14 protein-coding genes are annotated in these 22,389 nt (G+C 71.2%); 8 read left to right on the forward strand and 6 right to left on the reverse strand.

The genetic code is table 11. The annotated features are described in order from the left end of the window. Positions 1-40: 40 nt before the first annotated feature. Both AB0K52_RS08625 and AB0K52_RS08630 read right to left on the reverse strand, forming a co-directional pair. Positions 41-805, reverse strand: coding sequence for a hypothetical protein (locus AB0K52_RS08625; protein WP_363528131.1), 765 nt, complete (start codon positions 803-805; stop codon positions 41-43). 162 nt (positions 806-967) lie between these two features. Then, positions 968-1,930 carry a hypothetical protein gene (locus AB0K52_RS08630; protein WP_363528133.1) on the reverse strand — a complete coding sequence of 321 codons (963 nt, stop codon included), beginning with the start codon at positions 1,928-1,930 and terminating at the stop codon, positions 968-970. A 361-nt stretch (positions 1,931-2,291) separates the two neighbouring features. Between AB0K52_RS08630 and gltB the strand changes: the two genes are divergently transcribed. The 6 genes from gltB to AB0K52_RS08660 all read left to right on the forward strand — a co-directional run bounded on the left by gltB (position 2,292) and on the right by AB0K52_RS08660 (position 14,513). After that, a complete protein-coding gene (gltB, locus tag AB0K52_RS08635) occupies positions 2,292-6,803 on the forward strand; it encodes a glutamate synthase large subunit (RefSeq protein ID WP_363528136.1) in 4,512 nt (1,503 codons plus the stop codon). After that, complete coding sequence (locus AB0K52_RS08640; RefSeq protein ID WP_363528139.1) at positions 6,796-8,265, forward strand: glutamate synthase subunit beta; 1,470 nt, start codon at positions 6,796-6,798, stop codon at positions 8,263-8,265. The genes gltB and AB0K52_RS08640 overlap by 8 nt, the downstream gene beginning before the upstream one ends. A gap of 146 nt (positions 8,266-8,411) precedes the next feature. Beyond that, the gene (gene pyk / locus AB0K52_RS08645) at positions 8,412-9,821 is read left to right on the forward strand and encodes a pyruvate kinase (RefSeq protein ID WP_363528142.1); all 1,410 of its coding nucleotides are present in this window, start codon (positions 8,412-8,414) and stop codon (positions 9,819-9,821) included. Beyond that, a complete protein-coding gene (locus tag AB0K52_RS08650; RefSeq protein WP_363528145.1) occupies positions 9,822-10,718 on the forward strand; it encodes an acyl-CoA thioesterase II in 897 nt (298 codons plus the stop codon). A 252-nt stretch (positions 10,719-10,970) separates the two neighbouring features. Next, positions 10,971-13,211, forward strand: coding sequence for an acyltransferase family protein (locus AB0K52_RS08655; RefSeq protein ID WP_363528147.1), 2,241 nt, complete (start codon positions 10,971-10,973; stop codon positions 13,209-13,211). A gap of 123 nt (positions 13,212-13,334) precedes the next feature. After that, positions 13,335-14,513 (forward strand): sulfotransferase, encoded by a 1,179-nt coding sequence (locus tag AB0K52_RS08660; protein ID WP_363528150.1) that lies wholly within the window; start codon positions 13,335-13,337, stop codon positions 14,511-14,513. Here AB0K52_RS08660 and AB0K52_RS08665 read toward each other — a convergent pair. After that, positions 14,510-15,016 carry a GNAT family N-acetyltransferase gene (locus AB0K52_RS08665; RefSeq protein ID WP_363528152.1) on the reverse strand — a complete coding sequence of 169 codons (507 nt, stop codon included), beginning with the start codon at positions 15,014-15,016 and terminating at the stop codon, positions 14,510-14,512. The genes AB0K52_RS08660 and AB0K52_RS08665 overlap by 4 nt on opposite strands. Positions 15,017-15,098: 82 nt before the next feature. On the opposite strand from AB0K52_RS08665, the gene AB0K52_RS08670 reads away from it, so the two are divergent. Both AB0K52_RS08670 and AB0K52_RS08675 read left to right on the forward strand, forming a co-directional pair. Next, positions 15,099-16,700: a family 43 glycosylhydrolase gene (locus AB0K52_RS08670; RefSeq protein WP_363528155.1), complete on the forward strand. Its 1,602-nt coding sequence runs from the start codon at positions 15,099-15,101 to the stop codon at positions 16,698-16,700. Between the two features lie 73 nt (positions 16,701-16,773). After that, positions 16,774-16,989, forward strand: a complete 216-nt coding sequence (locus AB0K52_RS08675) for a CsbD family protein (RefSeq protein ID WP_363528158.1) — start codon at positions 16,774-16,776, stop codon at positions 16,987-16,989. Between the two features lie 81 nt (positions 16,990-17,070). Here AB0K52_RS08675 and AB0K52_RS08680 read toward each other — a convergent pair whose 3' ends face one another. From AB0K52_RS08680 to AB0K52_RS08690, 3 genes are all read right to left on the reverse strand, one after another. After that, positions 17,071-18,132: a LacI family DNA-binding transcriptional regulator gene (locus AB0K52_RS08680; RefSeq protein ID WP_363528161.1), complete on the reverse strand. Its 1,062-nt coding sequence runs from the start codon at positions 18,130-18,132 to the stop codon at positions 17,071-17,073. A gap of 113 nt (positions 18,133-18,245) precedes the next feature. After that, complete coding sequence (locus AB0K52_RS08685; protein ID WP_363528164.1) at positions 18,246-21,161, reverse strand: glycoside hydrolase family 2 TIM barrel-domain containing protein; 2,916 nt, start codon at positions 21,159-21,161, stop codon at positions 18,246-18,248. Between the two features lie 377 nt (positions 21,162-21,538). Then, the gene (locus tag AB0K52_RS08690; RefSeq protein WP_363528167.1) at positions 21,539-22,207 is read right to left on the reverse strand and encodes a hypothetical protein; all 669 of its coding nucleotides are present in this window, start codon (positions 22,205-22,207) and stop codon (positions 21,539-21,541) included. Positions 22,208-22,389 lie beyond the last annotated feature (182 nt).

The following is a 22,389-nucleotide window of genomic DNA, read 5'->3' on the forward strand; positions in this document are numbered from 1 at the left end:
ACGGGCCGCCGTCCCCGGTCCCGATGCGGCCCTGGGCCTCCTACACTTCCCTCACGCAGTAGATCGCGGTGATCGAATCGAGCTCGGGGTCCCAGTCGCGGCCCGCCGCGATCGCCGTGTCCGTGTAGTAGTAGTTCGTGTTGTCGGTGCCCTCGCAGGCATCGGCGGCCGCCACCGAGTGCGCCGCGTCCGCGGGCTCGGGGTCCTCAGGGGACTGGACGACCTTGAGCACCTCCCAGTAGGCGAGGTCCGACTCGCAGTCGACCACGTAGAAGCCCTCCGGGTTGTTCTCGATGCACTCGCCCGCGGCCGGGACGCGGTACACCGATTCGGCCTCGCTGGTCGCCGCTTCGCTCGGCTCGGCCTCACTCGTCTCCTCGCTGCTCTCCTCGGCGGCGGCGCTGGTGGTCTCCGGGTCCGGGTCCTCGTCCCCGCCCATGTTGAGGGCCAGGACGATCCCGCCGCCGATGACGGCGATGACGACCACGACGAGGGTGATGATGAGCGGGGTGTTCGAGTTGCCGCGCGGCGGCGGCGGCGCGGCCTGCCCGGGGTGGAAGGCCCCGCCGGGCGGACCGACCGGCGGCTGCGGGTACCCGCCGGTCTGCGCGTACGCGGGGCCGGGCGAGTAGGGCTGGCCGGGCGGGGCGCTGCCGGGGTGGCTCGGGGCGGTCGGGTACGCGCCGGGCCCGTACGGGTCCGGGCGGGAGTACGGGTCCGCGTCGGTGGTGTAGTGCTGCGGGGCGGGCGAGGGCTGGCCGTACCCCTGGTTGGGGTCGTACGGGTTCGGCGGGGGATAGGTCATGGGGTTCTCCGTCGCGTGGCCGGGCTCAAGGGGCGTTGGGATGCGCTTGGGTTCCATCATATTGCGCTCCCGCGACGGGCGCTTCTCACGAACCTCGGCCGCCGCTGCCGCCCCACGCGAAAGGGCCGCCCCGAACGGGACGGCCCTTCCACTGCGTTCAGGTCAGGCGTTGTCGCTCCTGCAGTAAGCGAGGTAGACGAGCCCGTCACCGCCGGTGACCGGAGACGCGTAGTACTCCGAGTTCGGGCAGCCGCCCACCGCGGTCATCGAGTCGAACGAGAGCTCGTCGACCGGCGGCTCGTAGGTCTCGACCTCGTCGACGACATAGAGGGCCAGCGGGTTCGAGCAGTCGAAGGTCCGCAGGGTGTCGTCGGTGCAGGAACCGGTGTCGGGCGTGACCGGGCGGCCGCCGTCGGCGTCCTCCTTGTCGATCGCCTCGACGCAGTAGAGGTAGTCCACCGGGCCGCCCGTACCCGAGATCTCCTCGGTGTAGACGTACTGGAAGGACTTCCACAGCTCGCCCGGGGTCCAGCCCATGTACTCCTGGCCGCAGACCGAGGCCGCGATCGACGGGTCGGTCAGCTGGCCCGAGTAGTCCACCTCGGCGCCCGAGTCGTCGGAGACCTGGGTGATCGTCCAGTACGCGGTGGGGTCGTCGCAGGGGACGACCAGGTCGGCGTCGACGCTGGCGGCGGCGTCGGACATGCAGTCGCCGACCGCGGCCGCCTCGGCGGCGTCCATCTCCTCGTCGGAGAGGGTGGTGTCGGTGCCGGTGCTGTCCGAGTCGTTCCCGGAGTCGTTGGCGAGGGCCCGGACGATGACGATGATGACGCCGATGACCAGCACGCCGACGCCGCCGAGGATCTTGGCGACCAGGCCGCCGCCGCCACCGCCGGAGGTCGGGGGCATGGGCGGCGGGGCGCCGTAGGGGCTCCCGCCGGGCTGGGGCGGGTAGCCGGGCTGCTGGGGCGCTCCGAAGCCGGGCTGCTGCGGTGCGCCGTAACCGGGCTGGGACGGCTGGCCGTACGGCTGCTGCGGCTGGGGGGCGTACCCGCCCGGCTGCTGCGGCGGGTAGCCCGGCTGCTGCGGCTGCTGTCCGTAGCCAGGGGGCGGGGGATAGGTCATTGGTGCATTGCTCCTTGCGAACGTACTGTGGTTGGGGGTGTACCGGCACGGGGGATGGGCACCGCGCGAGAAATGTGGGTTCACTCTAACCACCGACCGCCACCGGTCGGCGCCGCCCGCCCCATCCGTGCGGCCGCGTTACACGGCCATTACGGGGCAGTTGCGCCGCGGTCGTCGCACGCGTGAGAAAAACCGCTCCACCTGCTCGGATCGTAGGACGATGGTGTCCATCAGATGAGCGATGCATTACACTCGTCTGACACTTTGCATTCTCTCGGGCCGACGTCGTCCCGTATGAAACACCGTAGTGCTCCGCGCCCCCACCTGCTGCTGGAGCCCTCGACGACGAAGGAGGCCACGGTTGCGTTCTGCCCTGAACTCAGAGCCCGGTCTTTACCGCCCCGCTTGGGAACACGACGCCTGCGGCGTCGCCTTCGTTGCGGACATGCAAGGCCGAGCGGCACATGATGTCATCGAGCACGGACTCTCCGCGCTCGTGCGCATGGAGCACCGCGGCGCCACCGCCCCCGACCCCGATTCGGGCGACGGCGCGGGCATCATGCTGCAGATCCCCGACGCCTACTACCGCGACACGGTCGAATTCAGCCTCCCCGAGGCCGGGCACTACGCCGCCGGCCTGGTCTTCACCCCCGAAGACGACGACGCGACCGCGCGCGCCCGCGCGATCGTCGAGAAGTACGCCCTCGTCGAAGGCTGTACCGTCCTCGGCTGGCGCGACGTGCCCACCGACCCGTCCGGCCTCGGCGCCGCCGCCCTGGCCTCCAAGCCCCGCGTCTCCCAGGTCTTCCTCGCCGCCGAAGGCGCCACCGCCGCCGGCCTCGAGCTCGACCGCCTCGCCTACGCCGTGCGCAAGCAGGCCGAGCGCGAGATGCGCGAGCGCCACCTCGACGGTGCCGCGATCGTGGGCCTGTCCTCGCGCACCATCGTGTACAAGGGCATGCTCACCCCCGCGCAGGTGCCGCAGTTCTACCCCGAGCTGGCCGACGAGCGCCTCAAGAGCGCCATCGCCCTCGTCCACTCCCGGTTCTCCACGAACACGTTCCCGTCGTGGCCGCTCGCCCACCCGTTCCGGATGGTCGCGCACAACGGCGAGATCAACACCATCCGAGGCAACCGCAACTGGATGACCGCCCGCCAGGCCGAGCTCGCCACCGAGCACCTGCCCGGCCGCCTCCGCCGCCTCTTCCCGATCAACACCCCGGGCGGCTCGGACTCGCTGAACTTCGACGAGGTCGTCGAGCTGCTGCACCTGGGCGGGCGAAGCCTGCCCCACGCGATGCTCATGATGATGCCGGAGGCCTGGGAGCACAACGCGACCATGGACCCCAAGCGCCGCGACTTCTACCGCTACCACGCGTCCATCATGGAGCCCTGGGACGGCCCCGCCGCGGTGTGCTTCACCGACGGCGTGCAGATCGGCGCGGTCCTCGACCGCAACGGCCTGCGCCCGGCCCGCTGGTGGCGCACCACCGACGACCTGGTCGTGCTCGCCTCCGAGTCCGGCGTGGTCGACATCGAGCCCACGAAGGTCGCCCAGAAGGGCCGCCTGGAGCCGGGCCGCATGTTCCTCGTGGACACCGGGGCCGGCCGCATCCTCGACGACGAGGAGGTGAAGGACGCGCTCGCGAAGGAGCACCCGTACGGGGACTGGCTCCACGCCGGGCTCATCCGCCTCGAGGAGCTGCCCGACCGCGAGCCGGTCGGCTGGGACGCCGAGTCCCTGCGCCGCCGCCAGCTCACCTTCGGCTACACCGACGAGGAGCTGCGGCTCATCCTGGCGCCCATGGCCGCCAAGGGCGAGGAGCCGCTGGTCTCGATGGGCTCTGACACGCCCATCGCGGGCCTCTCGAAGCGCCCGAAGCTCCTGTTCGACTACTTCACGCAGCTGTTCGCGCAGGTCACGAACCCGCCGCTGGACGCGATCCGCGAGAAGCTCGTCACCGCGCTCGGCACCACGGTCGGCCCTGAGGGCAACCTGCTCGAGCCCGGCCCGCACTCGTGCCGCCAGATCGAGCTCGCGCGCCCGATCCTGTCGGACGAGGAGCTCGCGAAGATCCTCCACATCGACGACGACGGCGACATGCCCGGCTTCAAGGCCGTGCGCGTCTCCGGCGTCTACAAGGCCCGCCACGGCTCGCGCGGCCTCAAGGACCGCCTGGTCGAGATCTGCCGCCACGTCTCGGAGGCGATCGAGGACGGCGTGCGCATCCTCGTGCTCTCCGACCGCGACTCGACCGCCGACCTCGCGCCGATCCCGTCGCTCCTGCTCACCGCCGCGGTGCACCAGCACCTCGTGCGCGAGCAGACCCGCACGAAGGTCGCGCTCCTGGTCGAGACCGGCGACTGCCGGACCGTGCACCACGCCGCAGTCCTGCTCGGCTACGGCGCGGCCGCGATCAACCCGTACCTGGCGTTCGACTCGATCGAGGAGCTGTGCGGGCAGGGCGTCGTCGACGCCGAGCCCGCCCAGGCGGTCGAGAACTACATCAAGGGCCTGTGCAACGGCGTGCTCAAGGTGATGTCGAAGATCGGCATCTCCACGGTCGCCTCGTACACGGGCGCGCAGATCTTCGAGGCCGTGGGCCTCGACGCGGACTTCGTCGACCGGTACTTCACCGGCACGGACTCCTCGATCGGCGGCATCGGCCTGCAGACCCTCGCCAAGGAGGTCGCCGAACGCCACCGCGCCGCCTACGAGCGCAAGATCGAGACCTCGGAGCCGCTGCCCCCGGGCGGCGACTTCCAGTGGCGCCGCGAAGGCGAAGTGCACCTGTTCAACCCCGAGACGGTGTTCCTGCTGCAGCACGCCACCCGCTCGGGCCAGTACGAGGTGTTCAAGCGCTACACCGAGAAGGTCAACTCGATCGCGGCCGACTCGGGGCTCCTGCGCGGCATGCTCGGCTTCGACGACAGCCGCGAGGCGGTGCCGCTCGACGAGGTCGAGCCGGTCGAGTCGATCGTCAAGCGCTTCCACACCGGCGCGATGTCGTACGGCGCGCTCTCGGCGGAGTCGCACGAGACCCTGGCGATCGCCATGAACCGCCTCGGCGGCCGCTCGAACTCCGGCGAGGGCGGCGAAGCCGTCGACCGGCTGTACGACCCGCTTCGGCGCAGTGCGATCAAGCAGGTCGCCTCGGGCCGCTTCGGCGTGACCTCCGAGTACCTGGCCACCGCCGACGCCATCCAGATCAAGATGGCGCAGGGCGCGAAGCCCGGCGAGGGCGGCCAGCTGCCCGGCTACAAGGTGTACCCGTGGATCGCCGACACCCGGAACGCCACGCCCGGCGTGGGCCTCATCAGCCCGCCCCCGCACCACGACATCTACTCGATCGAGGACCTGGCGCAGCTCATCCACGACCTCAAGCACGCCGGCGGCGGCGACGCCGAGGTCCACGTGAAGCTCGTCTCGGAGACCGGCGTCGGCACCGTCGCCGCGGGCGTCTCCAAGGCCAAGGCCGACACGATCCTCATCTCCGGCTACGACGGGGGCACCGGCGCCTCCCCGGCGAACTCGATCAAGCACGCGGGCACCCCGTGGGAGATCGGCCTCGCCGAGGCCCAGCAGACCCTGATCCGCAACGGCCTGCGCGACCGCGTGAAGCTCGAAGTGGACGGCGCCATGAAGACCGGCCGGGACGTCATCGTCGCCGCGCTGCTCGGCGCCGAGGGCTTCGGGTTCGCGACGGCCCCGCTCGTCGTGACCGGCTGCGTCATGATGCGCGTCTGCCACCTCGACACCTGCCCGGTCGGCGTCGCCACGCAGGACCCGCGCCTGCGCGAGCGCTACACGGGCGAGCCCGAGTTCGTGGAGAACTTCTTCCGCTACATCGCCGAAGAGGTCCGCGAGCTCCTCGCCGAGCTCGGATACCGGTCCCTCGAAGAGGCGATCGGCGAGGTCGAGCGCCTGCAGCAGATCCCCGGCCCCGGCCGCAAGGCCGCCCGCGTGGACCTGTCGAAGGTCATCGCCGCCCCGGTCGAGGGCCCGCGCACGCAGGCCACCGTCCAGGACCACGGCGTGGAGTCGACCCTCGGCGCCCGCATCGTCGAGATCGCCCGCCCCGCCATCGAGCAGGGCGAGCGGGTCACCGCCGAGCTCGAGATCCGCAACACCGACCGCTCGGTCGGCGCGCTCCTGGGCGCCGCGGTCTCCCGCGCCCACCGCGAGGGCCTGACCGAGGACACCGTGAACCTCACGTTCCGCGGCACCGCCGGGCAGTCGTTCGGCGCGTTCCTCACCCGGGGCGCGAGCTTCAAGCTCGTGGGCGACGCCAACGACTACGTCGGCAAGGGCCTCTCGGGCGGCCGCCTCGTGCTCACCCCCGACGCGGGGGCGCCGTTCAAGGCCGAGGAGAACGTCATCGCCGGCAACACGCTCCTGTACGGGGCGACCTCCGGCGAGGTGTACATCCGCGGCAAGGTCGGCGAGCGCTTCGCGGTCCGCAACTCCGGCGCGGTCGCCGTCGTCGAAGGCGTGGGCGACCACGGCTGCGAGTACATGACCGGCGGCACCGTCCTCGTCCTCGGCCCGACCGGCCGCAACTTCGCGGCCGGCATGTCCGGCGGCGTCGCCTACGTGTGGCGCCTGGACGAGTCCCGTACCAACACCGCGATGTCGGACCTCGACCCGCTGTCGGCCTCCGACATCGACCTGGTCCACTCGCTGCTGCTGCGCCACGGCCGGGCCACCGGCTCGGCGGTCGCGGCGGACCTGCTGGCCGAGTGGCCGCGGGCCGCGAGCGGCTTCACGAAGGTCATCCCCCGCGAGTACAAGGCCGTCCTCGCCCGTCAAGCCATTGACACGATCACGACCCGCACGCTCGTCCTGACCGAGAAGGAGGCCGCCAATGCCTGACCCGAGCGGATTCCTCGAGCACGGCCGCGAAGTGCCGAAGAAGCGCCCCGTGCCGGTGCGCATCCTCGACAACCGCGAGGTGTACACCCGCACCACCAAGGAACTGGTGACGGCGCAGGCCTCGCGCTGCATGGACTGCGGCATCCCGTTCTGCCACAACGGCTGCCCGCTGGGCAACCGGATCCCCGAGTGGAACGACCTGGCCCGCACGGGCCGGTGGGGCGCGGCGATCGAGCAACTGCACGCGACGAACAACTTCCCGGAGTTCACCGGGCGGCTGTGCCCGGCGCCGTGCGAGGCGGCCTGCGTGCTGGGCATCGGGGACGACCCGGTGACCATCAAGAACATCGAGGTCGAGATCATCGACCGCGCGTTCGACGACGCGAACGTGCGGCCGCAGCCGGCCGCGTCCTCCAGCGGCAAGTCCGTCGCGGTGGTCGGCTCCGGCCCCGCCGGTTTGGCCGCGGCCCAGCAGCTGGCCCGCGCGGGCCACGCGGTGACGGTGTACGAGCGCGACGACGCCCCCGGCGGCCTGCTGCGCTACGGCATCCCGGACTTCAAGCTGGAGAAGCACCAGATCGACCGCCGCGTCGAGCAGATGCGCGCCGAGGGCGTCGAGTTCGCGTGCAACGTGAACGTCGGCGTCGACATCACCGCCGAGGACCTGCGCGAGCGCCACGACGCGGTCATCTTGGCCGTCGGCGCCCTCGAGGGCCGCGAGACGGAGCAGCCGGGCCGCGAGCTCGCCGGCATCCACCAGGCGATGGAGCACCTGGTGGGCGCCAACCAGGTCGTGGCGGGCAAGGCCCCGTTCGCCCCGATCGACGCCAAGGGCAAGCACGTCGTCATCATCGGCGGCGGCGACACCGGCGCGGACTGCCTGGGCGTGGCCCACCGGCAGGGCGCGGCCTCGGTGCGCCAGCTCGACTTGTACCCGACGCCGCCGGAGCTGCGGAACGGCGCGAAGGACCCGTGGCCGACCTGGCCGGTCATCGTGCGCAACTACCCGGCGCACGAGGAGGGCGGGGAGCGCAACTACGCATCCGCGGCCGCCGAGTTCATCGGCGACGAGCACGGGCACGTGCGCCAGATGCGCTTCAGCGAGGTCCGGGTCGACAAGTCCCAGGGCCGCCGCGACATCCTCCCCGTCGAGGGCACCGAGCAGATCGTCCCGGCCGACCTCGTCCTGCTCGCGATCGGCTTCGCGGGCACCGAGGACCAGCCGCTGCTGCGCCAGTTCGGCATCGAGCGCAACCGCCGCAACGTGATCGACTGCGGCGAGGACTGGCAGACGGACGCGCCCGGCGTGTTCGTCGCGGGCGACGCCCACCGTGGAGCGTCGCTCATCGTGTGGGCGATCGCCGAAGGGCGCGCCGCCGCGGCGGCCGCGCACAAGTTCCTCGGCGGCCAGACGGCGCTCCCGGCGCCGGTCGAATCGAACGCACAGGCGCTCGTCGCATAAGTGCAATAGGCGGAATTGAGCCCGGTGAATATTCGCACGGGCTCAATTCCGCCTATCGTTCTTTTGCATTCCGGCACCGGTGAATTCCACCTCTCAACTGCGGAGACCCTGCGAGTGCGAGTAGGCGTCCGATATAAGCTCGCAGGGTGACTCGTAGAGCAAAAATCGTCTGCACCATCGGGCCTGCCACGGCCACGCCCGAGCGTATGGCCGGCCTGATCGACGCCGGCATGAACGTCGCCCGCATGAACTTCTCCCACGGCGCCCAGGCCGACCACGAGGCCGTCTACCAGATGGTCCGCGAGGCCGCCGAGGCCGCCGGGAAGCCCGTCGCCATCCTGGCCGACATGCAGGGCCCCAAGATCCGCCTGGGCACCTTCGCCAACGGCGTCGAGCAGTGGGACGCGGGCGACCGCATCAAGATCACCTCCGACGACGTCGAGGGCACCCACGACCGCGTCTCGTGCACCTACAAGAAGCTGCCGGCCGAGGTCTCCAAGGGCGACCGCCTCCTGGTCGACGACGGCAAGCTGGCGCTCGAGGTGCTCAGCGCCGACGACACCGACGTCGAGTGCCTGGTCGTCGAGGGCGGCCCGGTCTCGAACAACAAGGGCCTGTCGCTGCCGAACGTGAACATCTCCGTGCCGGCGCTGTCCGAGAAGGACGTCTCCGACATGAAGTTCGCGCTGAACCTCGGCGTGGACCTCATCGCGATGTCGTTCGTGCGCAGCCCCGACGACGTCCGCTTGGGCCACAAGGTGATGGACGAGGTCGGCGTGCGCCGCCCGATCATCGCGAAGGTCGAGAAGCCCGAGGCCGTCGCGCGCCTCGAGGAGATCGTCCTGGCCTTCGACGGCGTCATGGTCGCCCGCGGCGACCTGGGCGTCGAGATGCCCCTCGACGAGGTCCCGATCGTGCAGAAGGAGATCGTGCGCCTCTGCCGCGAGAACGCCAAGCCCGTCATCGTGGCCACCCAGATGCTCGACTCGATGATCGAGAACGCCCGGCCCACCCGCGCCGAGGTCTCCGACGTCGCCAACGCCGTCCTCGACGGCACCGACGCCGTGATGCTCTCCGGCGAGACCTCGGTCGGCAAGTACCCGATCGGGACCGTGCGCACCATGTCCAAGATCGTGGAGACCACCGAGAACGGCCCGATCGGCCTGCGCGAGCTGCTGCACGACCCGCGCACCAAGTCCGGTGCGGTGACCCACGCGGCGGCCGAGATCGCCGACGCGATCGGCGCGAAGGCCCTCGTGGCCTTCACCCAGACCGGCGACACCGTCAAGCGCCTCGCCCGCCTGAAGCCGAACCGCCCGATCTACGGCCTGACCCCGATCGAGAGCGTCCGCAACCAGATGGCGCTCTCCTGGGGCACCGACTCCTACCTGGTCGAGCACGTGGACCACACCGACGACATGTTCCTGCTGGTCGACAAGACCCTGCAGGAGCACCACCTGGCGGAGCCGGGCGACCTCGTCCTCATCGTCGCGGGCACCCCCGCCGGGACCCCCGGTTCGACGAACACCGTCCGGGTCCACAAGATCGGCTCCTAGATGAGGGAAGTCCTCGTAGGACAGGACGCCGTGGACTCCCTCCTCGGCGTCCTCGACCTCGAAGAGATCGACAAGGGCCTGTTCCGGGGCCCGCGCGCCGAGGTGGGGCTCCAGCGCGTGTTCGGCGGCCAGGTCGCCGGCCAGGCGCTGGTGGCCGCCGGGCGCACCGTCCCGGCCGACCGGCGGGTGCATTCGCTGCACGGCTACTTCGTGCGCCCCGGCGACTCGACGAAGCCGATCGTCTACCAGGTCGAGAACATCCGCGACGGCCGCTCCTTCTCCGTACGACGTACGGTGGCGCTGCAGAACGGGCAGACGATCTTCTTCATGTCCGCCTCGTTCCACACCGGCGAGCGCGGCCTGGAGCACTCCGACCCGGCCCCTGAGGGCCTGGCCCGGCCCGAGGACATCGCGCCGCTCGGCGAGCAGCTGAAGGCGCACCCGGACCGGCTCGGCATCTGGGCGCGCGTGCCGCGCCCGATCGACGTGCGCTACGCGGGCGGCGGCTCGGGCTTCTCGGCCTCGGGCGAACGCCCGGCGCAGGAGCACCAGCGGGTGTGGATGAAGGCCGACGGGCGGCTCCCGGACGACCCGCTCATCCACGTGTGCGTGCTCACGTACGCCTCGGACCTGACGCTGCTGGACTCGGTCCTGTCGCGCCACGGCGAGGTGTGGGGCCCCGGCGGCTACCTCGGGACGAGCCTCGACCACGCGCTGTGGTTCCACCGGCCGTTCCGCTTCGACGACTGGATCCTCTACGACTCGATGTCGCCGACCGCCGCCGACGGCCGCGGACTGGCCCAGGGCCGGTTCTTCGACGAGCGCGGCGTGCACCTGGCCTCGGCCACCCAGGAGGGCCTGCTGCGCCAGACCCCCGAACCGCCCGGCGTCCCCTAAGGGTCACCGAACGAGTGACGCCGAGGGCGCATCCGGTCCCACCGGGTGCGCCCTCGCCGCGTCCCGGGCGGCGAGCACGCTCGGTTACGTGGTGATTGAGTGATATATCACCGCATTAGAGGGGGTAGATCCCATTCACCGGGCAATGTTATGGTCTGCACTCGTCCCCGGTAAGACCCCCGACCCCCAGTCCGCCCAGCCTTGCCCGGCTGGGAGTCCGATGCCCGGTGAACCGTTCGGAGACCGAGATCCATGCGTCTGACCAACGCACCAGAACCGGCGAAGACGTCCAGTGACGCCGCCGCCCGCATAGCACCCAAGCGGGACCCCGAGACCCTCGCGATCAAGCGGAGTGCTCGGGTCGACCAGCAGACCGAAACGCCGACCAGTGCGCGCCCCAGCCACTGGCGGCCCGACATCGAAGGCCTCCGGGCCCTCGCCGTGGGCGCCGTCATCGCCGCCCACATCGGCTTCCCTTACATGGCAGGGGGATTCGTCGGCGTCGACGTCTTCTTCGTCATCTCCGGCTTCCTCATCACCTCGCTGCTGCTGCGCGAGATCGACACGACCGGCACCGTCTCGATCGCGGGCTTCTACGCCCGGCGCGCCGTGCGGCTCCTCCCGGCCGCCGCCACGGTCCTGCTCGCAACGCTCGGGGCGGCATGGCTCTGGCTGCCGCGCACCAGGCTCGGCGAGATCGCCGCCGACGCGGCCGCCGCCGCGCTCAACATCATCAACCTCCGCCTGGCGCAAGAAGGCACGGACTACCTCAACGCCGAGGTCCCCCCGTCCCCGTTGCAGCACTTCTGGTCCCTCGCGGTGGAAGAGCAGTTCTACATCGTCTGGCCGCTCGTCCTCCTCGCGATCGCGTCCCTGGGCGCCAAATTCGGCCGCCCCGGCAAGTTCACCGCGGCACGCCACCGCAACCGGGGACCGGGACGAACGCTCGCCATCACCGCGTTCCTCGTGATCGCAGGAGGCGTCTCGTTCTGGATGAGCGCCGCCTGGACCGCCGGCGACCCCGTCTGGTCCTACTTCGGCATCCACACGCGCGCATGGGAACTCGCCGTCGGCGCGCTCATCGCCGTCGCCGCCGGCGGCATCCGCGGCCGCGCCCCGGAATGGGCCGCCGCGCTCGCCTCCTGGGCCGGACTCGCGCTCATCACCGCCTCCGTGTTCGTCCTCGACGAGCACACCGTCTTCCCCGGCACCGCGGCACTCCTGCCCGTCGCCGGCTGCGCGCTCGTCATCGCCGCCGGCTGCGCCCCGCACCGCTTCGGCGCCCAGCGCCTCCTGGGGATCCGCCCGGCCCAGTTCGTCGGCAAGATCTCCTACGGCCTCTACCTCTGGCACTGGCCGCTCATCATGATCGGCCCCGCCGTCATGGGCCTCGAAGACGTGCGCCTGCGCCACTACCTGCTGCTCATGGCCGTGGCGTTCCTGCTCACGATCGCCACGTACTACCTCGTGGAGAACCCGATCCGCACCAAGCGGCCGCTCGTGCAGGTGCCCTCCCGGGCCCTCGCCATGGGCGGCGGGCTCATCACCGCCATGCTCGCGGTCTCACTCCTGATGGTGCAGCAGCCCATGCCCGCCGAGGAGAACGGCGAAGCCGCCGAGATCACCGGCGACGACTCCACCGTCTGGGAGATGATCGGCGAATCCTCCGATGTGGAATCGGTGCCCGCCAACATCACCCCCTCGCTCGACGACGCCGGCACCGACGAGCCCGCGCTCTACGCCGACGGCTGCGTCTCCGGCCGCGAAGGCACCGACCTCGCCGAGGACTGCGTGTTCGGCGACCCCGAAGGCTCCAAGACCATCGTCCTGTTCGGCGACTCCCACGCCGCCCAGTGGTTCCCCGCCTTCAACCAGCTCGCCGAAGCCTCCGGCTGGCAGCTCCTGCCCTTCGCCAAGGCCAACTGCAGCGTCTCCGCCGCCATCGAGCACGACAACCAGCTCGGCCGCCGCTACACCGAATGCGAAGCGTGGAAGGAGAAGGCGTTCGCCGAGATCGAGCGGATCGAACCCGACGTCGTCGTCACCTCCGCCTACGACAACAAGGAGATCCTCGCCGACGACCCCGACGCCGCCTGGGCCGACGGCTGGGCCGAGAGCCTCGACCGCCTCGACGCCGCCGCCGACGAGGTCTACTACCTGGCCGACTCCGCCAACCCGCCCGGCGACACGCCCGCGTGCCTCGCCGAGCACTCCGACAACGTCACCGCCTGCGTCGTCGACGTCGAACAGGCCACCACCCGGCCCGAACGCCGCGCCCTCGCCATCGACACGATCGAGGCCGAGACCGACGCCACCGTCGTCGACCCCATCCCCTGGATGTGCGACATGGAGAACGACACCTGCCCCGTCGTCGTCGGCAACCTCCTCGTCTACCGCGACGCCAACCACCTGTCCCCGCGCTTCGTCGCCGAACTCACCCCCCAAGTGGCCGCGGCGATCCCGCTCGAGGCCCAGCACGCCGACGCCCGATAGCCCGGACACACTCCACGCCCTGAGGTGGGCCCGCCGTCCTACCCGACGGTAGGCTCACCTCAGCTCCGCCGGGCCCGATCCCCAAGCGGCGCATCGTAACCGGCATACGAGGAATGGCACACGATGAAACCCGTCTCGCCCTGGCTGAAAGCCGTCAACACGGTCCTCACCCCCGCCATCGCGGGACGCCGCAAGAAGGTCGACCGACTCCTCGACCGCGCCGTCCGCGAAGCCGAGGACCGCACCGGCTCCACCGCCCACGGCGAAGAGGCCTTCATCGAGGACATGCGCGTCCTCCTCGCCGGCTACGCCGACATCCACGGCCTCACCCTCACCGGCTGGGTCGCCGTCCAGCACGAGATCGCCGACCGCCTCGAGAACCGCCTCCGCACCCGCAAACTCCACGCCCTCAACCCCGAGATCGCCGACGAGCCCATCAGCCGACCCATCGTCATCACCGGCGCCCCCCGCACCGGCACCACTATGCTCCAGCGCCTCCTCGCCGTCCCCGCCACCCACCGCTCCCCGCTCATGCACGAGCTCATGCACGCCGACCTCGAAGGCGGCGACCACCTCCGCCGCGCCGAACGCGCCACCGACTTCCTCGCCAGAGCCCTCCCCGCCTTCGGCGCCGTCTACGACATGCACCCGCAGAAGCCCGACGCGGACATCTGGGTCCTCCCGCACGGCGTCGGCCACCTCGTGCGCGCCCAACCACCCGGCTACGTCCAGTGGATGCTCGAACGCGACTACACCGCCGACTACCGCTACCTCAAGCAGACCCTCCAGGTCCTCCAGCACGGCCGCCCCCGCCGCCGCTGGGTCATCCGCGCCGCCGCCCACCTGTGGAACCTCGGCGCCCTCGTCAAGACCTTCCCCGACGCCCAGATCCTCTGGACCCACCGCGAACCCGCCGAAGCCCTCGCCTCGCTCTGCTCCATGACCGAGACCGCCTCCGGCATGAACACCAGCGAACTCGACCCACGCGAGATCGGCCGCACCTGGCTGGGGCTCTTCGCGACCGGCCTCGACCGCGCCCGCGCCGCCCGCGCCCGCATGCCCGCCTACGCCGTCGTCGACGTCCCCTACCGCGACCTCACCGACCACGCCCGCGAACGCCTCCCGCAGCTCTTCGAGCACCTCGGAGCCCCTTGGGGCCGAACGGAAGCGGACGCGCTCGAGACGGCCCTCGCCAACCGCCCCACCGACCACAAGTACGACCTGGCCCGGTACGGCCTCACCGAGAGCGAGGTCGACCGGGCGCTGGCCGACTACAAGCGGACGTTCGGAGCATTCCTCTAAAGGACGAGCTGGAAGCCCCACAGCAGCACCTCGGGCAGCGGGTACCAGTCGAGCTCCGGCGCGCGCTCGAAACCGAGGCGGGCGTAGACGCGGTGCGCGGTCGTCATGGCCTGCTGCGAGCAGAGCACGACCCGCTTCGTGCCGTCCTCGGCGCGGGCGCGCTCGACGCACGCGGCGGCGAGGGCCGACCCGACGCCGCGCCCCTGCGCGCCCGGGTCGACCGCGAGCATCCGGATCTCGGCCTCGCCCGGACCCGCCAGTTGCGCCATGGCGCTCCCGTGGAACGCGAGGGTCACTCCGCCCAGGATCGCGCCCGTGTCGCCGTCCACGGCGACGAGAACGGTCGCTGAGGCGGCCCGGAGCGCGACGTCGCGCAGGTTCGGTGCGTACGGGTCGTCGAGGCCGCCGAGGAGCAGCCCGCCTTCGAGATACGAGCGGATCGACACCTCGCCGAGCGCGTCGTGCTCGGCGGGCGAAACGGGGCGGATGCGGAAACCGGTCACCAGAAGATTCTGCCCCGCGTCGGCGACATTGGCACTGGATAGCGCTTGCACATGGGTTGCGGGACCGGTTGAATCGACCCTTGTGAGCGACGTGATCCGCAACCCCATCCTGCCCGGCTTCCACCCCGACCCCTCGATCGTCCGGGTCGGCGAGGACTACTACCTGGCCACCTCGACCTTCGAGTGGTGCCCCGGCGTCCGCATCCACCATTCGCGGGACCTGCAGCACTGGCGGCCGCTCGGCGGCCTGCTCGACACGCCGGGGCTGCTCGACCTGACCGGCGTCCCCGACTCCGGTGGCGTGTGGGCGCCCGACCTCACCTACGCGAACGGCCGCTTCCACCTGGTCTTCTCGGTCCTCGACAACTACGCGTACGGCTACAAGGACTGCGCGAACTACCTGACCACCGCCGCGTCGATCGAAGGGCCCTGGACGGACCCGGTGCGGCTCCCCGGGCGCGGCTTCGACGCCGCCCTCTTCCACGAGGACGACGGCTCGACCTGGCTGCTCAACATGATCATGGGCTTCAAGGGGGTCGAGATCCAGCGGCTCGAGGACGGCGAGGCGGTCGGCGAGCCGGTCCTGCTCCTCGACTCGAGCCCGGCGGGCGTCACCGAGGGCCCGCACCTTTACCGGCACGACGGCCGGTACTACCTGCTGTGCGCCGAGGGCGGCACCGGCTTCAACCACGGCGCGATCGTCGCCCGCTCCCGAAACCTCCTGGGCCCCTACGAGATCGACCCGAACGGGCCGCTCCTCACCACCCGCGACAAGCTCGACCTGCCGCTCCAGAAGGCCGGCCACGGCTGCTTCACCACGACCCCGGCGGGGGAGTGGTACATGACCTACCTGACCTCGCGGCCTTACACCGAGGTCGAGGACGGCCTGCCCCAGGACGCCCGCGAGCGCGACGCGACCGGCCGCTGCGTCCTCGGCCGCGAGACCGCCATCGCGGCCGTCTCCTGGACCGACGGCTGGCCCCGCATCGAGGGGGCCGCACCGGCGCTGGAGGTCCCGGCCCCGTCCGGGCCCGTGCTCGCGGCGCCCGCGGCGCCCGCCCGCGACGACTTCGACGAACCGGCCCTCGACCCGCGCTGGAGCACCCTCCGCCGCCACGCCGACCCGTCCTGGCTCAGTCTCGCCGACCGTTCCTCGCACCTGCGCGTCACCGGAGGCCAGTCCCCGCACGGGAAGCGCACGCCCAGCCTTGTCGCGCAGCGAGTGACCGCCAAGCACGGCGTCTTCGAGGCCGGTCTCGACTTCGACCCGCGGACCGCGGACCAGACCGCCGGGATCACCGCCTACTACAACGGCTTCAACTGGCACTGCCTGCAGGTCGGCCTCGACCAGGGCCGCCGCTTGCTCAGCCTCGTCACCTGCGACCGCGGCCGGCGCGCCACCACGCAGGTCGCCGCCGTCGGGACCCGGCTCGACCTGCGCATCGCCTTCGACGGCCCGACCCTGCGGTTCGCCTACCGCGACAGCGGCCCGTGGCAGGACCTCGCGGTCACCGCCGACGCCACGGTCCTCTCGGACGAGCACGCCACGTGGAGCGAGAACGGCCTCCTCCACGCCTTCGGCTTCACCGGCGCGTTCGTGGGCCTCTGGGTCCAGGACCTGGCAGCCGAAGGCGGCTTCGCCGACTTCGACTACGCCGAGTACCGCACCGCGCCCCGGGCCTGACCAGCGGAGGTGTGACCGGGCCGGGAGCGGGTACCCATGCCGCAATCACCGTTCGAGAAAGGACGGCAACGCCATGGGTGGATTCGACAAGGCCAAGGACAAGACCGACCAGCTCGTCGGCAAGGCCAAGGAGAAGGTCGGCGACGCGACCGACAACGAGAGCCTCGCCAATGAGGGGCGCGCGCAGGAGCTGAAGGGCAAGGCGAAGGAGGAGTGGCACGACCTTCGCGACAGGGGCGAAGAGGAACTCCGCGACGCCAAGAGAGACCTCACCGGCGACGACAAGTGACGACCGGCGCCGACCGGACGCACACTGCGAACGAACGGGGCCGGGCCGCTGTGAAGCGGCCCGGCCCCGAAACGTCTGCCCTCAGCGGCGCGGCGGCGGGGCCACCGTCTCGCGCACCACGATGTGGGTGCCGAGCACGACCTGGTCGGACGCCGTCGCCTCGCGGCGCAGCCCCAGCCGCACCGCCTCGCGCCCCAGCTCCTCGTGCGGCACGTGCACCGTGGTCAGCGCGGGCGTGAGGTCCGAGGCCAGCGGGATGTCGTCGAAGCCGACCACCGACATGTCCTTGGGAACCTCGATCCCGGCCTCCCGCAACGCTTTCAGCACGCCCGCCGCGACCATGTCGGTCGCCCCGAAGACCGCGGTCACATCGTCGCGCTTTCCCACGAGATCCCGGGTCAGGTCGTACCCGCTCTGCTTCGAGAACTCGCCCGGGATGATCAGCGACTCGTCGACCTCGACGCCGTAATCGGCGTGCGCCCGCCGGAACCCCCGCACCCGCTCGTCCGTAGTGGACAGTCCGACGCCCATGCCCATGTACGCGATCGTCTTGTGCCCGGCCGACAGCAAGTGCGAGGTCATCGCGTACGACCCGCCCTCGTTGTCGTAGTGCACCACCGTCGCCGGGACGTCCTCGCCCAGCGACGGCCGCCCGCACAGCACCAGGCGCGACCCCGAGCGGTCCAGCGCCGAGGCGAAGTAGCGCATCCGCTCGTTGTACTTCCCGTCGTCCCACGCGCCGCCCACGACGATCACGGCCTCGGCGTGCTGCTCGCGCATGAGCTCCACGACCGCCAGCTCCCGCTCCGGGTCGCCGTGCGTCGTGCACAGCAGGCACAGCCGCCCTTCTGAGGCGGCCTGCTGCTCGACACCGCGCGCGATGTACGCGTAGAACGGCCCCGTCACGTCGTCGACCACGAACGCCACGGTCTTCGTCGTCGCCCCGGCCAGCGCGCGGGCGTGCGCGTTGACCACGTAGTCGAGTTCGCGCATGGCGCGCAGCACCTTCGCGCGGGTCGCGGGTGCCACCGGGTAGTTCCCGGCGAGGACCCGCGAGACCGTCGGCACCGACACGCCGGCCCGGGCGGCCACGTCCCTGATCGTGGGGCGCTTGCCGGTCTCGGCATTCGACTTCTTGGGCACTGGGGGCCTTCTCTCACCGTTCTCGGGGATGCGACGGGTCCGCACCCAGGGTATTGCACGCTCGCATATTCCTTTGTGCCCACGTCATGGTGAGCGGACCCGTCGCATGGCGCCTACTCGGTCGCTTCGAAGCCGAGCGTGAACGCCGCGGCCTGCGGGAGCAGCCGGTGCAGGGGCAGGACGCCGGGGCCGCACGCGGCCGAGCCCATGCCGTGCAGGCCGGCGTCGAGGTTGACGTAGACCCGGTCGCGCTCGACGAGCTCGTGCGTGTGCCTGGCGGCCTCGATGTCCTCGCTCGTCCACGGCCGCACGGTGAACGCGAACTCGGGCGCGCCGAACACCTTGAGGGTCTTGCCCTCGCCGGACAGGGTCGCCCAGCGGACGTCGATGCGGGAGCCGTTCTCCTGCGGGAACACGTACGGGGTCTGCATCGCGGCCACGGTCGACCGGAAGCGGCCGACGCGGGCGGCCGCGCGGGTGTCGGCGTAGGCCTCGCCGGGCCCGCCGCCGAACCACTCGACCTCGTCGAGGCCCTTGGGCAGGGCGGCGCGCACGCCCAGGCGGGGGAGCGGGAAGTCCCACTCGCCCTCCGGGTTCACCTCGACGGTGAGCCAGAGCCGAGCGCCGTCGAGGCGCCACCGGTAGACGGTGCCCATGGCGATCTCGGCCCCGGCGGCGCCGACGCGGGTCGACACGGTGAGACCGTCCGCGGTGGACTCGATGTCGAGGACCTTGTGCTCGAGCCGGTACAGGGCGACGTTGCGGTCGCGCCACTGCTGCACGAGCGGGGCGTGCCAGCCCAGCAGGTCGTTGTCGGTGGGGGCCCGCCACAGGTCGAGCCGGGGGCCTTCGATCTCGAGCCCCCCGATGGCGGTGAGGCGCCCGAGCGCGTCGAACGCGGCGCCGCCGAGGCGGTAGCCGCGGTCTCCGGCGACGGCGGCGGTGCCGCCGTTCGCGGACACGGGCGCGCTGGCGACGAGTTGCGCTTGGCCCCAGGCGATCTCGTGGCCGGCCTCGGCCCACGCCTCGTCCTTGGCGAGGACGGCGCGGACGGTGAGCCAGCGTTCGCCCTCGGCTCGGCCGAGGGCGGCGACGCCGGCGGGGAAGGCGACGACGGCGGACTCGCCGGCGGCGATGCTCCGCACTTCGAGCTCGCCTTCGGCGACGATGACGCCTTCGTCTTCGACGGCCCAGGTGAACGCGAGGTCGCCGGTGTCGGCGAAGTCGCGGAGGTTCGCGACGGCGACGGCGCGCGAGCCGGGCTGGACGGTGATGCGGACGGGCTCGATCACCTTCTTGAACTCGACGAGGCCGGGGGAGGGCTCGCGGTCGGGGAAGACGAGCCCGTCGACGACGAAGTTGCCGTCGTGGAGGGACTCGTCGAAGTCGCCGCCGTAGGCGAACCACTCGCGGCCGCCCGCGTCGTGCATGCGCACGCCGTGGTCGATCCACTCCCAGATGAACCCGCCCTGGCAGCGCTCGTGCTGCTCGAAGAGGCGCTGGTACTCGCTCATGCCGCCGGGGCCGTTGCCCATGGCGTGGGCGTACTCGCACAGGACGAACGGGATGTTGCGGCGGTGCTCGTCGAGCGCGGGGTCCTTGGTGCGGTCCTCGGTCCTGTGCCCGATGCGGTCGGTCTCGGCGTGGTCGGCGTACATGCGGCTGTACATGTCGACGTAGCCGGAGTCCCAGTCGCCTTCATAGTGGATGGGGCGGCCGGGGTCGCGCTGCTTGGCCCACTGGGACATGGCGGCGAGGTTGTCGCCGGTGTGGGACTCGTTGCCGAGGGACCAGATGATGACCGAGGCGTGGTTCTTGTCGCGTTCGACCATGCGGGCCATGCGGTCGAGGTAGGCGTCCCTCCACATGGGCTCGTCGCTGGGGTTGTTCCGCCACTCGTGGTGGACGAAGCCGTGGGTTTCGAGGTCGCATTCGTCGATGACCCAGACGCCGATCTCGTCGCACAGGTCGAGGAAGCGGCGGTCCGGGGGGTAGTGGCTGGTGCGGACGGCGTTGACGTTGTGCCGCTTCATGATCTCGAGGTCGGCGCGCATGGTCTCGACGGTGAGGGTGCGGCCGGTGTCGGGGTCCCACTCGTGGCGGTTGACCCCGCGCAGGAGGATCCGCTTGCCGTTGACCTTGAGCAGGCCGTCCTCGATCGCGACGGTGCGGAAGCCGATGCGCAGGCTCACGCGCTCGGTGGCGGTGGCGACCTCGGCGTCGTACAGGCGCGGGGTCTCGGCCGTCCACGGCTCGACCGCGACGGTGGCGCTCTCGCCGGCGGCGATGTCGATGCCGAGCTCGGGCACGGTGACGCGGGCGTCGGCGGCGGTGGTCTCGACGCGGAGGGTGCCCCGGCCGGTGGCGTGGTCGTAGTCGGCGTGGGCGAAGACGTCCTCGATGCCGTGCTCGGGGCGGTGGAGGAGGGCGACGGGCCGGAAGATGCCCGACAGCCACCACATGTCCTGGTCCTCCAGGTACGACGCGGCCGACCACTGATGCACCCGGACGGCGACGGTGTTCTCACCGGCCACGAGGTGGTCGGTGGCGTCGAACTCGGTGGGGAGGCGGCTGCCCTTGCCGTCGCCGAGGAGGGTCCCGTTGACCCACACGGCGAACGCGGAGTCGACGCCCTCGAAGCGGAGGACGGTGCGGCCGGTGGCGGGCCACTCCGCCGGGAGGGTGAAGGTGCGGCGGTACTCGCCGGTGGGGTTGGCGTCGGGGACGCGGGGCGGGTCGACCGGGAAGGGGTAGACCGTGTTGGTGTACTGCGGCTTGCCGTAGGGGGCGTCGCCGTCGAGGTCGGTCATCTGCCACATCGACGGCACGGCGAGCGTGTCCCAGCCGCTGCTGTCGAACGCGGGGGCCTCGAAGCCCTCGGTGGTGTCGTGGAGGCCCGCGGCCAGGTTGAAGCGCCACTCGCCGTCGAGGCTGAGCGCGGCGGCGTCGGAGGCCAGCGCCGCCCGCGGATCGCGCCGCCCGTTCCCAGGGCTAACGCTTTCCACGTAGGTGAAATCGGTTCGGCTCATCGCCAGGGTTCCCTTTCCAGTATGCGATCGGCCCGGTCGGCGCAGGGCCGACCGGACTTCCGGCCCGACCGCCGAGCTGCCGCGCGTCTGCGCGGCCGCCTCGTCTCGGTTCGGCGATGCGGGCCCGCTCATTGTCCGCCATGGCGCGGACGCGTCTACCCCGCCCGGGTCTGCCGTCCCAAACAGCAGGCCGCCCGGGTAGATACCGTTTTCTATCTTAAGGGCGCCAGGTGAGGTGTCAATACCCGGGAGACGTTCATGTTCCCGAAGTGAACACGTTTCGGGGCTTGTTCGAAGGAAGAGTGTCGGGACCCCGAGCTATTTTTGTGCCAGGGGTCCCTTAAGGGGGATTTATCGCGATAAAGCGTGATTCGATGCTATTCGACCGGTTTCAGCATCGAAGAGAACACCACCGTGTCCGCCGGGTAGTGCTCCTCCGCGTACGCCTCCAGCTCGGGTGTGACCAGGAGCGCATCGATGATCGCGACGCCGTTCTGGTCGTCGGCCCAGCCGCCGTAGACGTACCGCGGGAATGCCGCCGTGATCTCGTCGGCGATCGCCTGCAGCTCGGCCGCGTCCAAGTCCTCGGCCGGGTCGCCGATCTCCGGCTCCTGGTACTGCAGCTCCGGGTAGTCCGCCATGTCGATCTCCGCCGTCGACACCGGGTCCTCGGTGAGCACGAACGACTTCCCGTCGAACGTCCCCGTCACCAGGTACGAACCCCACCGCACCCCCTCGGCCTCCTCGTGCTCGACCGCGTCCCAGTCCCAGCCCGTCACCGGCAGCCCGCCGCACTGCGGCGGGTACGACTCCGCCACCGCGCCGCACAGCTCCGCCGCGTCCCGCTCGACCCCCTGGAGCACCGTCAGCGCCCCCCGGTAGACCACCGCGTCGGGCGGCGTCGGCTCGCCCGACTGCTGGTCCGACTGCGAACCGACGTCCGAACCGGTCCCGTCCGCACCCGCGTCGCCCTCGCCCTGACCGCACGCCGCCAGCACCAGCAGCGCGGCGAGCGGAATGAACCGCTGCAAAACCTTGTGTCCCATCATGTCCTTTCGACGCCGCCCACCCCGAAGGGGTTCCCGCCGAGCCCCGGGCAAAGCGGAAACCCGCGAGCTTCAGGAGACGACCGGTGGGAAGACGCGGTCGGTAAAACACAGTCGAATAACGGATAACCGAAACCCGGCCCCGATGCTAGGTTGAGCGCGGCGCCACCAGCGCCCCCCGG

The sequence above is a fragment of the Glycomyces sp. NPDC049804 genome, assembly GCF_040674615.1.
In the GTDB taxonomy this organism is placed as follows: Bacteria; Actinomycetota; Actinomycetes; order Mycobacteriales; family Micromonosporaceae; genus Glycomyces; species Glycomyces niveus.